The 13761-nt window shown below is 38.9% G+C and carries 7 protein-coding genes; 4 read left to right on the forward strand and 3 right to left on the reverse strand.

Going from position 1 to position 13761, the window contains the following annotated elements:
• Window positions 1-169: 169 nt before the first annotated feature.
• On the reverse strand, window positions 170-916 hold the full coding sequence (locus H5088_RS00005; protein WP_002959717.1) for a YciK family oxidoreductase: 747 nt from the start codon (window positions 914-916) through the stop codon (window positions 170-172).
• A gap of 206 nt (window positions 917-1122) precedes the next feature.
• Here H5088_RS00005 and H5088_RS00010 point away from each other — a divergent pair, with 206 nt between their 5' ends.
• Complete coding sequence (locus H5088_RS00010; RefSeq protein ID WP_182751912.1) at window positions 1123-3552, forward strand: VolA/Pla-1 family phospholipase; 2430 nt, start codon at window positions 1123-1125, stop codon at window positions 3550-3552.
• A 100-nt stretch (window positions 3553-3652) separates the two neighbouring features.
• Entirely contained in the window at window positions 3653-4669 is a 1017-nt protein-coding gene (gene sohB, locus H5088_RS00015; protein ID WP_182751913.1) for a protease SohB, read from the forward strand.
• 96 nt (window positions 4670-4765) lie between these two features.
• On the opposite strand, the gene H5088_RS00020 is transcribed toward sohB, so the two are convergent.
• On the reverse strand, window positions 4766-6100 hold the full coding sequence (locus H5088_RS00020) for a dicarboxylate/amino acid:cation symporter (protein WP_024606768.1): 1335 nt from the start codon (window positions 6098-6100) through the stop codon (window positions 4766-4768).
• 193 nt (window positions 6101-6293) lie between these two features.
• Here H5088_RS00020 and H5088_RS00025 point away from each other — a divergent pair, with 193 nt between their 5' ends.
• Both H5088_RS00025 and topA read left to right on the forward strand, forming a co-directional pair.
• The gene (locus H5088_RS00025) at window positions 6294-9725 is read left to right on the forward strand and encodes a hypothetical protein (RefSeq protein ID WP_182751914.1); all 3432 of its coding nucleotides are present in this window, start codon (window positions 6294-6296) and stop codon (window positions 9723-9725) included.
• A gap of 260 nt (window positions 9726-9985) precedes the next feature.
• Window positions 9986-12694: a type I DNA topoisomerase gene (gene topA, locus H5088_RS00030; RefSeq protein ID WP_182751915.1), complete on the forward strand. Its 2709-nt coding sequence runs from the start codon at window positions 9986-9988 to the stop codon at window positions 12692-12694.
• 356 nt (window positions 12695-13050) lie between these two features.
• On the opposite strand, the gene H5088_RS00035 is transcribed toward topA, so the two are convergent.
• Window positions 13051-13293, reverse strand: coding sequence for a hypothetical protein (locus H5088_RS00035; protein ID WP_002959734.1), 243 nt, complete (start codon window positions 13291-13293; stop codon window positions 13051-13053).
• Window positions 13294-13761 lie beyond the last annotated feature (468 nt).

Raw genomic sequence — 13761 nt, forward strand, 5'->3', positions numbered from 1 at the left:
AAGCGCACAGGGCGTGCATCTGTGAAAGTGTTATGGCAAGGATGGCTTAAGTTACAAGCCATCCTGGAAGGCTACGATTTAGCAAAATCTCTTGAGTCAGACTTGTGATCAAGAGACAGCTAATTGCGGCTTTTTTAATGTGTGTTGTATAAATTTTTTAAACTCTAAATTACTTTTTTACTTGAGCATCTAACGATTCGCCATTCACTTTACTAGAATCATCGCTCATCAAGTATAAGTAGGTTGGCATTAAATCTTCTGGTGTAGCAAGCGCGTCTCTATCTTCTCCTGGGTATGCAGCAGCGCGCATAGAAGTGCGAGTAGCGCCTGGATTAATACAGTTTATACGAATATTCGTTTTGCCTACTTCACATGCCCATGTTTGCATCATGCCTTCTACAGCAAATTTTGAGATGGCGTATGGCCCCCAAAACTCACGGCCTTTGCGGCCTACACCTGATGACGTAAATACTATCGATGCATTATCAGACTTACGAAGAACAGGAAAAAGCGCTTTAGTGATCATCGCTTGCGCGGTCACGTTTACTTTCATTATGTTTTCGAACGTAGATGAGCAAAAATGTTCAAGTGGACCAAGTGACCCTAAAATACCTGCATTATTAAGCAAGCCATCAAGGCGGCCAAATTGATACTCAATTGTTGCAGCAAGGTCACGGTAGTTTTGTTTAGTTGCGCCTTTTAAGTCCATGGGCACAATTGCAGGTTTAGGGTAACCTGCATTAACAATTTCATCGTAAACACATTCAAGTTTATTAGTTGTTTTTCCTAATAAGATAACTGTAGCGCCGTATTTTGCATACGTAATTGCTGCTACTCGGCCAATACCATCACCGGCGCCTGTTATTAAAATAATTTTATCTTTAAGTGCGTTTTCAGCCGCTTGATATGTGTGCATAAAAGTACCCATTCATCTATTTTTTTTGATTTTAACATAGCGAAACGTGAAGTAATCGAATTTATTGTAAAATTAGGTGGCGAAAATAGAAACTTTACGTTAAGTTTAACTGGTCTAATGTCTCATTAATAACCTGATTACATTATTTTAACTTAATACACTGATTAAACACACTATAAAAATAAAATATGTGCGGAGCCAACAATATGAAAAAAATGCTACTTTCACTCTCTGTTACAGCTGCCTTGGCAGGTTGTGGCGGCGGAGAAACGTTAGAAGATGTTAAGAACGACACAGCAACCGTTATTCCAACAGCAACGGTTACTTTTGACCCTGCTGCAGGTATCTTATCGGTACCTAATGATTTATTAATGAGTGGAACCCAAGACGGTACACTTAATATTCCTGGAGAATTAGATGACGACAATGTGTCTATTTCTCGAGCAGCTTATGCTGACCCTCAGCTTGCTCTAGGTGCACTTGATGGTTGGTCTTCGCAGGTTCCTTATAAAATCGATTTAACATTTCCGCCAAATGTGAGTTTAGATGAAACGTCTGCTGGGACACCAGGTACAGTTCGCATTTTTGAAGTAGTAATGGGTGCAAGTTTAACTGACGCAGAATGTTCAGTTGTAGCTGCAGGTACAGCTTGTAAATTGGTCGGTGAACTTACTTTTGGTGTTGATTTTGTTACTCAAGCTTCTGGTGATGCCGTTGCAATTATTCCTTTAAAACCATTTACGGCAGGTAGCTCATACATCAATGTACTAACTACTGGTCTTAAAGATTCATTAGGGCGTTCTATCGAGCCTTCTTCTACTTATGGGCTGGTTAAACAAGAAGCGCCATTAATTACAGAAGCCCAACTTGGTTTGCAGGGCGCTGTTAACAGTTACGAAAATGTAGTTGTAAGTTCAGGAAATATAACAAAAGAAGATATTATTTTTTCTAGCGCAATGACTATTCAGTCTGCGGGGCCAGTACTTGGGACAATTAAAAAATTGCTAGCTGCAAGTTTGCAACAGCCTGCGATGCCAACGCCTGCGCTTCAAGTTCCTGAACAACCGATGGTAAATGTACAACAGGTATTTGCTTCTAAGGGTGTAGAAGTGTCTGCTGCTTTCTCTGGTGTGCAATATCAAAAAGGTAGCATTATGCTACCAATGTATTTAGGTACACCAACGGGTACTGATATTAGTGATTTAAGTGATACATATTGGCAAGGTATGTGTGATAACGCGGTGGCAATAATCGGTTACAAGGCCGTTGCTGGTGATGCATTTCCTACAGATCCTATTAGTGAAAATGATGGTTTATGTTCTGCATTAAGTGACGGGCAATTACGTGACTTAGGACTAGATAGCACACGTCATTTAACAAAATATAACTCCATTCCAAAAGTACAAAGCATGGCAAATGTGCCAGTGCAAGTTACTAAGCCTATTTTACCAATAATTAATGGTGTACGTGCGCAGTTACAATTAGATCCTATCGCAATGCCTGATAGCGGATGGCCAGTTGTTATTATGCAACACGGTATTACAACACAAAAAGAAAGTATGCTTGCTTTAACGGCGCAGCTTTCTATTCAAGGCTTTGCAACAGTTGCTATTGACCATCCAAGACATGGTGAGCGTGGAATAGATGTTGATGGTGATGGAACAGACGACTTTAATGCAACAACGGGTTCTGTGCTTAGTTACATGAACTTAAGTTCATTACTTGTTGCGCGTGATAGCTTACGTCAATCAGCGGCTGATTTATTGGGTTTACGTTTAGGTCTAAACTTTATTAATGATGCAACGATTAATGCGCAAGATGTAACTTACATTGGTCATTCATTAGGCTCTATTGTAGCCCCTGCATTTATTGCACAAGCTAATAACCCATTAGCGCCAACCGTTGACCCATTATTTAATGTAAACACAGTAGCACTTGCAAGCGGCGGCGGCGGTATAGCTAGCTTCTTACTAGAATCAGCTGCATTTGGTCCATTTATCCAAGGTTCAGTACTTTCACAAGCAGGTACAACAGAAGCTGATGAGTTTAACGCGTATTTACAAGTTGATGCAGTGTCTAACTGTGGTGCAGTATTACCAGATATGGAAGCATATTTAACTTGTGGTTATAACGAGTATGTAGCTTCGTTAACTACAGCTGGTGAAACAAGTAAGCTTACTAATATTCAAGGAGTGTTTACTCAATTTGCATTTGCGGCGCAAACAGCGCTAGATAGCGGCGATCCAACTAATTACGCAGCCACTGTAAAAGCATTAGGTACTCCTGTTTATACTAATGTTGTTGTGGGCGATGGTGTTGATAACAAGCCTGACCAAGTGATACCACCAATGGCAGCAAATAATCCTATTTCAGGCACAATTCCATTAGCTAACTTGATGGGTCTTGAAACAGTAAGTACTTCGCAAGCATTGACTGAAACACCAACAAGCTACTTAGTTAAATTTACTAAAGGGCATCATGGTTCTATATTAACGCCAGCTCAAGATGATGCACAAGCTGCAACTGTTGAAGGCAGTGCTGCCGCTAATACAGAAATGCAGTTGCAAGTAGCTACTTACTTAGCTGCTCGCGGTCGAATGTTATTAGTTTCCAACCCTGAGGTTGTGACTGATTAATAGCCAATAAAATAATTAACCTTTAAAAGCCACTGAAAAGTGGCTTTTTTTTGCTTTAAAGCATGCTAAATTAGCTGAAATTTATAAATGGAGAAACCAGTTGGAATTTTTATACGAATACGGTTTGTTTTTTGCTAAAACAATTACTTTTATTATCGCTATAGCAGTTATTCTAATGCTAATAGTTGGCGCTGCAGTTAAGCCTAAAGCCAAAAAAGGTGAAATACAAATTGACGACATATCAGAGCAATTAGTCGATCTTAAAGAAAGTTTTCTACAAAATACGCTGGGTAAAAAAGAGCTTAAAGCACACCAAAAGCAGCTTAAATCGCAAAGTAAAAAAGCAGATAAAGATGAGCCTAAACCTCGTTTATATGTAATTGACTTTGTGGGTAGTATGGACGCTCACGAAGTAGAAAGCTTACGAGAAGAAATAACAGCCATTATCTCTATTGCTAACCCAAGTAAAGACAAAGTACTTATTCGTTTAGAAAGTGGCGGCGGAGTAGTGCATGGCTATGGACTTGCTGCATCTCAGCTACAGCGTATTAAAAATGCCGGTATTCCTTTGAGTGTTGCAATTGATAAAGTAGCAGCGAGCGGTGGTTACATGATGGCGTGTGTAGCCGATGAGATACTAGCAGCCCCTTTTGCCATAGTTGGATCTATTGGTGTGATAGCTCAAATACCTAACTTTAATAAAATATTAAAGAAAAATGATGTGGAATTTGAGCAAATTACTGCAGGTGAGTTTAAACGTACGCTTACTTTATTTGGTGAAAACACAGATAAGGCCCGTGAAAAATTTCGTGAAGAAATTGAACAAACACATGATTTATTTAAAACGTTTGTAAGCACTCAACGCCCAAGCTTAGATATAAACTTAGTTGCGACAGGCGAGCATTGGTTTGCAACTCAAGCGATTGATAAAGATTTGGTAGATGTTATAAAGACAAGTGATGATGCATTGCTGGAGCAGCAACATGAGCGCCAAATTTATAAGATTAAATACAAAATTAAAAAGGGATTAAGCGATAAGCTAGCTCTTGGCCTGAGTAGTGGTGTAAATAAAGTGGGAATAAACTTACTCTCTAAATTTAAATCCCTAAATCCTTAGATTAGAATTTTTTTACGATTCAGTTTAATTCTTTCTACTCGAAAAAAAACCTTGATGTATTGCATCAAGGTTTTTTTATAGCTGTATAAATGTAGCTTATGAGTCAATAGACTTATGATAATCTTCTAAGTCTTTAGCTGCATTAGGGTCGTTAAAGATGCTCTCATCAAGTTCACCTTCAGACTTGGCAACAACACAGGTAACCATACAATCACCGGTTACATTAACTGCTGTACGTGTCATATCAAGTAATCTATCTACACCGATAATAATTGCAATCCCTTCTACAGGTAAGCCAACTTGGTTAAGTACCATCGCGAGCATTATTAAGCCAACACCTGGTACGCCTGCTGTACCTACAGAGGCAAGTGTTGCTGTTAGTATAACCATTAGATAATCAGAAATTGTTAAATCTACACTAAACACTTGTGCAATGAATACGGTAGCCACACCTTGCATGATGGCAGTGCCATCCATGTTAATGGTAGCACCCAGTGGGATAGTAAATGAGGCAACCGAGTTATTAGCACCTAGTTTTTTAGTAGCAGTTTCAAGTGTAATAGGCATAGTTGCGCTTGAGCTCGAGGTACTAAATGCAAATAAGCATGTGTGCTTCATTTTTGCTAAGAAAATAAGCGGGTTTAAGCCCGTTAATATTTTTAAAAGTAATGTGTAGTTTACGAAAGCATGTAATAACAGTGCAAGCACTACAACGCCAAAGTATTTGGCTAGGCTAACAATTAAGTTAAGCTCAATTGTTGTAAATAGTTTTGCCATTAAAAAGAACACGCCATAAGGTGCAATGTTCATTAACAGCGTAACTAGTTTTAAGATTACTGTGTTTAAATCTTCAAAAACACTTGCTACGCGTTTGCCTGTTTTACCACTTAATGCCATTGCTACACCAAATAATAGTGCAAACACTATAACTTGAAGCATATTACCCTTGGCCATGGCTTCAAATGGGTTAGTAGGAAACATATCTATAATTACACGTGCAAGGGTAGGCGCTTCTTTGGCATCATAAGTTGCATTAGATGGCAAGCTTATACCTTCACCAGGGCTAAATAATAAGGCAAGTGTAATAGCCACCGTTATAGCAATAGCCGTAGTTAATAAATATAAACCAATAGATTTACCACCTAGGCGGCCTAGTTTTTTAGGGTCACTTAAGCTACAGGTACCACAAACGAGCGATACAAAAACAAGAGGCACAACTAACATTTTTAAGCTGGCAATAAATATTTGGCCACCAACATGGAAAATACCATCAACAAAAAAGGCTTTAATTGGCAAAGAGAATAACCCAAGTGGTATTAGATAATCGTCTTCACCAGCTAATATAGCCTGAAATATAAAACCTACTGCAACCCCAAGCGCCATACCAATCATGATGCGAGTGGTTAAACTCATTGAACGGATTTTTGACATATTCCCTGATCTACATTTTATAAATTTGCCATAGACTACCAGCAAGGAAATATTTACTACAGAAAAAATTGGTATTTATTTAAAATTATTTTGCGCAAAAAAGTAATAAAAAACTGAGATTTTAGACTAAGTTATAGGTTAATATTAAGTGAAAATTAATTTTGATTATAATAACAACGCTAGGGAGAGGTTCATGCCTTTAATGCGACTGCTCGGCATTTCATTGCTAAGTTTTTTACTCACAGCCTGTGGTGGCGGTGGGTCACTTGAAAAAGACGGCTCTATTAGTGATGGTGATTCCACGACGGAAACATCAACCTATACAATAAGTTTGAAAGGATATTTGAAAGCGAGTGATACTGAGTCGAATAGTGTGACTGCTGATGCTCCTTTAGAATTAAGAGCTAGTTTAGTTAATGAAGATGGTGATGCAGTGTCTGGCGAGCGTATTACATTCACGTTAGCAGACTCTATTGGTTTACTTGACCCAGTCTCTGGCACGGTTTTAACTAACGCTGATGGTGTAGCATCGATCACTCTTACGGCAGGCGATACTGCGGGGGCGGGTATTATTACTGCTACCCATATTAACGGTGAAGACACCTACAGTGATTCGTTTGGATTTGCATCAGATGGTTCTGAGAATGATGACTCAAGTGTGAGTGGAAGTATTGAACTAGATATTTCAATTTTAGATATTACTGGTTCGCCATTTACAGCTGAAAATCCAGTCAGTAAAGATAATAAAGGGACGGTTACCGCTACCTTGTTAGATGAAGATGAACCTTTACAAGGCCAGCTAATTTCTTTTACAACTAACTACACAGGTAAAATCACACCTGTGTTAGGTACGGCATTAACAGACGCGAGTGGTAAAGCTTCCGTAACGCTCAGTAGCGGTGATTCAAAAGGTGCGGGTCAAGTCGTTGCCATCTATACGGATGATAGCGGTAATAGCATCACTAAAGTTGCAGGCTTTATTTCAAATGGTGATGATGCACCTGTGGAAAGTGCTGAAGCAGAGCTTGATATCAAGTTATTACAAGGCTGTGCAAGTGATTGGGATGCTAATCGCAACACAACATCCCTCGAAAGCACATATCTAGCATCTGGTTGTAATGTTGTAAATCAATTCTCTTCTGATGAACTTATTGACGTTATGATTAAAGTCACAGATACAAGTTCAGGTGATGGTATTGATGGCATTATAGCTGAGTTATCTACAGACCTTGGTGCCTTGTTACCAGAATCAGGTAAAGCACTAACAGATAACTTTGGTTTTGCAATTTTAAAATTACAGCCAGGGGCAAGCAGTGGTGCGGGAGAAGTATCTGTTACTGCTAAATCAGTTACTGCTTCAAAAGCATTTGAAATCGCTACAGCAGAATTAAGTGTTGAAATTTCAAATGGTTTATATAATAAATTAGATGATGCTGGCAATGTGATTGATAACGAATTTGTGCCGCTAGCAGCTGGAGCTACAACGGTTATTTCAGTAAATATTTATGATGCAAATGGAGATTTGTTTGTAACTCCACTAGATGTTGAATTTACATCTGGTTGTGTTGAATCTGATCTTGCGGTAATGGATGATACTGCAACGAGTATTAGTGGTATTGCAACAGCGACATACCGAAGTAATGGCTGTAACATATCACAAGGCGATACGGTTACAGCGACAGTGCTTACTGGTGGTACACCAAAAGTTGTTACAGTTAATGTACCTGTATCGGCTGCCGCAGTAAGCTCGATTGAATTTGTTGAAGCATCAGAAAATGTAATTGCACTAAAAGGGACTGGTGGAGTTTCTCGTAAAGAAATCAGCCAACTTACATTCAAATTAACAGATGAAATAGGTAATACTGCTAAGCAAAAGCGCTTAGACTTTCGTTTAAGCTCGACTAATGGTGGCATCTCACTTTCTGAAGTTACAGATGCAACCGGTTATTCGCATGCTAGTGTTTCAACAGACTCTGAAGGTTTAGCACGTATTCAAGTGAACTCTGGTTTTGTTCCTCAGGCTGTGCGTGTGCAAGCTTGCTACATCCCAGATGAACTTATTCCAGCTGACCAAAACGACAACGTTACATGCTGGAAAGAACTTTATGATGAGTGTCTTCTTGATGACGCAGAGCGTGATATCAATGTTTCATGTCCAACCGGAGAACTCTCATTAGTTTCATTAGATGAGCAAGTAATAACAGTATCTGATTTAGTTTCGATTAGTTCGGGTTTACCTGATGGCAATAGTTTCACTGCTGCACCAACTAACTTCAATATTGAAGCGTTAAATTATAACGGTGATATTGAAGAAGTTAATGTTTATTTAGCTGATCATTTTAACAACCCTGTTCCTGATGGTACATCGGTATACTTAACAACTGAAGGGGGTGCTATTGGTACCATTGATGGTACAGAATTTAATGCGCAGCTAGAGTGTAATACAGTCGACGGTCAGTGCGTTGCTCAATGGCGTTCACAAAACCCAAAACCATTCACAGATGCAAAATGGGGTAATACAATTAACAGTATTAACCCTAAAACTAATGAACTTAACTGTGATCTTTACTTTGGTTCTGCAGCACCTTGTATGGCCGGTATTTTAAATGCTGCTTTCAATGAAAATGGCGTCCCTCTTGGTGGTCGTGCAACAGTGCTTGTTACCGCTAAAGGTCAAGAATCTTTCATTGACATTAACGGAAATGGGCGTTTTGATACCAACGAATATTATAGTGGTTATGATCTAACAGAGGCATTTATCGATCACAATGAAAATGGTGTTTATGATGGCTTAGCGGGTATTTATGATCCTGTTACAGCGACAGTGATAAAAGCCGCTGATAACTGTCAAGAAGGCGATAGTGATGATCCATGTAGCCCAGAGAATACAAATGCTGGGCATTTTGAAGAAAACTGGGATATTGATCTCAATGGCATGCACACGCTAGCTGATGAAAAATACAATGGTTTAGTATGTAAAGCAGAAGCAACAACACCAACAGAAGGTGACACATTTGAAAGCCTTTGTACTAAAGAACTAGTTGATATTCGTGATTCTTTTGAAATCATTATGTCGGGTAGTACCGCATACAGTAGATTTGTGGTCACAAAAAGTGAGTTACGTTATCGCTTTGCTGAAGCATTAGAAGAAACAGTTATAGATGATCCTACAGTATTTACTGATAATGCTATGCAGCTCGGACAGGATATCGAAGAGTGTAATAATATCTATCGTCAGGCTGACACTCAGTCTGGCGCTATTATCTTGCGCTTAGAAGCAACCGATAACACAGATTACTGTGATGTAGGTTCTATCAACATTACTACTGCAGATTTAGGGAATCAGCTATCAGCATTAACTTTCGCTGTTTACTACTCTGATATATATAATAACCCAATGCCTACAGGTACCAGTGTAGCTATATCTGCTGATAATGGTGAGTACAGCGGTACAGACGGTTTTGATATTCGCAATTCAAGTGCAACGTTTGCATTTGGTGAAGCTCTATCAATTAGCCGCGAAGCAGAAGGAAATGATAAAACGGAAGGCTTCTTAACCGTTGAGTTTACGACTGGTAAAGGCAACATTTCGACAGCTCAAATTGCAATAAGTGATGATAGTTGATTGCTAATGAGTAGTTTAAAATAAAAAATGCCAACCTTTAGGTTGGCATTTTTGTATCTGTTCTATATATTCCACATCAATTAATCTAAAAACACCTGTTTGTTTAATTTAACGACAAAAATTGTTCGTTTATTCAGTAAATACTGAAAAGTTTGTATTAAAAGCTTGTAACAACTAGTGTTTGTAGATATACCTATAAATATTCGCGCCGCTTATGTCGGCAAAACACATTTTTAATATTTGGTTAGAAATAGGCAACTATGGGCAAATCGCTAGTAATTGTAGAGTCACCTGCTAAGGCTAAAACAATTAATAAATATTTAGGTAATGACTTCATCGTAAAGTCCAGTATTGGGCATGTACGTGATTTACCTACTTCAGGTTCGAGCAAAGCTAAAGTGCCGGCAACTAAAACGCCAGCAGAAGTTCGCAAAATGGAACCTGAAGAGAAAGCAGCGTATAAAAAGCAACGAGATTATACTAACCTAGTCGCGCGTATGGGTATTGATCCTGAGCAAGGTTGGGAGCCGCATTATGAAATCCTGCCAGGTAAAGAGAAGGTTGTTCAAGAATTACAAAAGCTGGCTGAAAATGCAGATCAAATATACCTCGCAACGGATTTGGATAGAGAAGGGGAAGCAATTGCTTGGCACCTTCAAGAAATCATTGGCGGCGAACCTGAAAAGTATAAGCGCGTAGTTTTTAACGAGATTACCAAAAACGCAATACAACAAGCCTTCGAAACACCAGGTGAGCTTAATACTGACATGGTTTACGCTCAGCAAACACGACGCTTTTTAGACCGTGTTGTAGGCTTTATGGTTTCTCCTTTGTTGTGGGCAAAAGTTGCACGTGGTCTATCTGCAGGACGAGTTCAGTCTGTTGCGGTACGCTTATTAGTTGAGCGTGAACGTGAAATTAAGGCATTTATCCCTGAAGAGTTTTGGGATATTCACGCTGATGTTAAGAATACTGAGTCTGAGTTACGCTTAGAAGTAACCAAACAAGCTGGAAAGGCATTTAAGCCTGTAAATGAAGCTCAGGCTAGCGCAGCTGTTAAAAGCCTTGAGAATGCAGAATACAAAGTAATTAGCGTTGAAGAAAAACCAAGTAAAAGTCGCCCAAGTGCGCCATTAATTACTTCAACCATGCAACAAGCGGCAAGTACACGCCTAGGTTATGGCGTTAAAAAGACTATGATGCTCGCTCAGCGTTTGTATGAAGGCGGTTATATTACTTATATGCGTACCGATTCAACCAATCTTTCAAAAGATGCGGTTGAAATGTGTCGTGAGTATGTAACGAACGAGTTTGGTGCTAAATATTTACCAAAAGATCCAATTAACTATAGCTCTAAAGGCAATGCACAAGAAGCGCATGAGGCAATTCGTCCTTCAAGCGTTACAGTGTTGTCTGGTCATATCGAAGGCGTAGATGCCGATGCTAAAAAGCTGTATGAGCTAATTTGGCGTCAGTTTGTAGCGTGTCAAATGGTACCTGCTGAATACGACTTAACAACACTGACTGTTGCAGCTAACGATTTCCAGCTCAAAGCAAAAGGCCGCGTGCTTCGCTTTGATGGTTGGACAAAAGTACAACCTGCGGTGCGTAAAAAGAACGAAGAAGATCAATCACTGCCAGCTGTTAAAGAAGGTGAAATACTTACTTTAATAGAACTTGATCCTAAGCAGCATTTTACTAAGCCGCCAGCTCGCTTTAGTGAAGCTAGTTTAGTAAAAGAGCTTGAAAAGCGTGGTATTGGTCGTCCATCTACTTATGCGTCGATTATATCAACAATTCAAGATCGTGGTTATGTACGTGTAGAAAATCGCCGTTTCTTTGCTGAAAAAATGGGTGAAATTGTTACTGACCGCTTAGTTGAAAACTTCACTGATTTAATGAACTTTGATTTTACAGCTAAAATGGAAGGTCGTTTAGATGACATTGCTGAAGGCGAGCGTGTATGGACTCAAGTTTTAGATAAGTTTTATGCTGATTTTTCAACGCAACTAACTGTAGCTAAAGACGAGCCAGAGAATGGTGGCATGCGTCTTAATGAGATGGTTGAAACCGATATAGAATGTCCTACATGTAGCCGCAAAATGGGCATACGTACGGCTTCAACCGGTGTTTTCTTAGGGTGTACTGGTTACAGCCTTCCGCCAAAAGAGCGTTGTACTACAACAATGAACTTAGTGTCGGGCGATGAAGCGGTTGCTGCTGATGTCGAAGACGTAGAAACCGAAAAATTAATGCAGATGAAGCGTTGTCCTATTTGTGAAACTGCAATGGACTCATACCTAATTGACGAAACCCGTAAACTACATGTGTGTGGTAATAACCCAGCATGTAAAGGGCATATAGTTGAAGAAGGTACCTTTAAAATTAAAGGCTACGACGGACCAATTATCGAATGTGATAAGTGCGGTTCTGACATGGAGCTTAAATCGGGTCGCTTTGGTAAGTACTTTGGTTGCAATAACGACGAGTGTAAGAACACACGTAAGTTACTTAAAAATGGTGAGGCTGCTCCACCAAAAGAAGATCCTGTTCACATTACTGAATTAGAGTGTGAGAAGTCAGATGCGTATTTTGTTTTACGTGATGGCGCTGCGGGTATATTTTTAGCCGCAAATACTTTTCCTAAGTCACGTGAAACACGTGCACCTAAGGTTGAAGAACTAAAACGCTTTAGAGACCGCATTTCGCCTAAGTTTTATTATTTAGCAGATGCACCAGCTAAAGATCATGATGGTAATCTTGCTGTTGTACGCTATAGCCGTAAAAATAAATCTCAGTATGTTATGACTGAAGTTGACGGTAAAGCTACCGGCTGGACTGCTCATTATGAGGCAGGTAAATGGACAGAAGAAGCGAAGAAAAAAGCAGCGCCTAAAAAGAAAGCAGCTGCAAAAAAGGCACCAGCTAAAGCTAAGCCTAAAGCGAAAGCTAAAAAAGAAGATGAATAAGCTCGTTATTGCTTATTCATAGCTTTTGTAGATTTAAAAAGTCATAAAAAAACCGGAATGCACAGCTTGTGTCTATTCCGGTTTTTTGTGCCTAGTTGAATGCTTTCGCAACGGCTTTATTAGCAGTACATTCACCTAAGCGTGTTACCAATTTGATTAAAAACATGGTCATTTTAGCGTATTAAATAACTCAATTACTGTGTTAAACACTATTCATATATGACTGCGTAGATGCAGAAAGTAGGCATTGCAGGGAGCAGCTGCCGAGAACAAATATATGTCATGCTTATTCGCTTAGCTATTGAGCTATATTCTTATAGCTTTAACAGATCACTAATTAAATGTAATTGGTATAATTAAATCTTAACAGAAGATACTTTTTTATAGCCTTCAGATTCAAGCTCATCATTTACGCATTTTAATACGTAGGCATTTAGCTCTTCATTGCTTACGTCATCATCTTTAGCCCAGTTAACACACATTTCTGTGTATTCTTTTATCATTTCGGCTGAAGCTGTTGGCGCATCGTCTGCAACCGCGTAAGTCGCAGATACTGCAAATAGTGGTGCTACGATTAATGCTAGCAATGCTTTTTTCATTCGTTTATTCCTAAAAAAATGGTGTGATGACTGATTTATCCAGTTTAAAGTTAGGTATAAATCAGTAGTGCCCAATTCAGAACAACTCTGTTGGTATGCTGATTTTTAATCGAAATTGAAATAAAAGATAACGAAATTTTTTTATCGTGAGGATGAGTAATTTACTTGTCATTTTTTTAACTTTAGTAAGTACAGCATTATCAGCTGGAGTAATATATTTAGTAGCTAAGAAAACTTGATTCTGCGCTTTATATTAATAACCTTTAGATTGTTTTAGGGAAAGTGATTTTTTAGGTTCAAAAATGAAATGGATAAGCGCCATTGTATATTTCTGCTATGAGGATATTTTAAGTCTTTATTAACTCAAGTGCTAATCCAAATAACAAAGTACTTTGGGAAGAGACTATTCATTTTAAGTTTGTAATATCAGGCGTCTTATTTGCTTTAACTGATTACCTAAATAGTAAA

Source organism: Pseudoalteromonas sp. SR43-3 (genome assembly GCF_014163875.1).
Lineage (GTDB): Bacteria > Pseudomonadota > Gammaproteobacteria > Enterobacterales > Alteromonadaceae > Pseudoalteromonas > Pseudoalteromonas distincta.

What these genes read in the sequence shown, in the direction of transcription:
- H5088_RS00005 (WP_002959717.1), bottom strand. Translation starts at nt 916, where the DNA reads ATGCACACATATCAAGCGGCTGAAAACGCACTTAAAGATAAAATTATT.
- H5088_RS00010 (WP_182751912.1), top strand. Translation starts at nt 1,123, where the DNA reads ATGAAAAAAATGCTACTTTCACTCTCTGTTACAGCTGCCTTGGCAGGT.
- H5088_RS00020 (WP_024606768.1), bottom strand. Translation starts at nt 6,100, where the DNA reads ATGTCAAAAATCCGTTCAATGAGTTTAACCACTCGCATCATGATTGGT.
- H5088_RS00025 (WP_182751914.1), top strand. Translation starts at nt 6,294, where the DNA reads ATGCCTTTAATGCGACTGCTCGGCATTTCATTGCTAAGTTTTTTACTC.
- topA (WP_182751915.1), top strand. Translation starts at nt 9,986, where the DNA reads ATGGGCAAATCGCTAGTAATTGTAGAGTCACCTGCTAAGGCTAAAACA.
- H5088_RS00035 (WP_002959734.1), bottom strand. Translation starts at nt 13,293, where the DNA reads ATGAAAAAAGCATTGCTAGCATTAATCGTAGCACCACTATTTGCAGTA.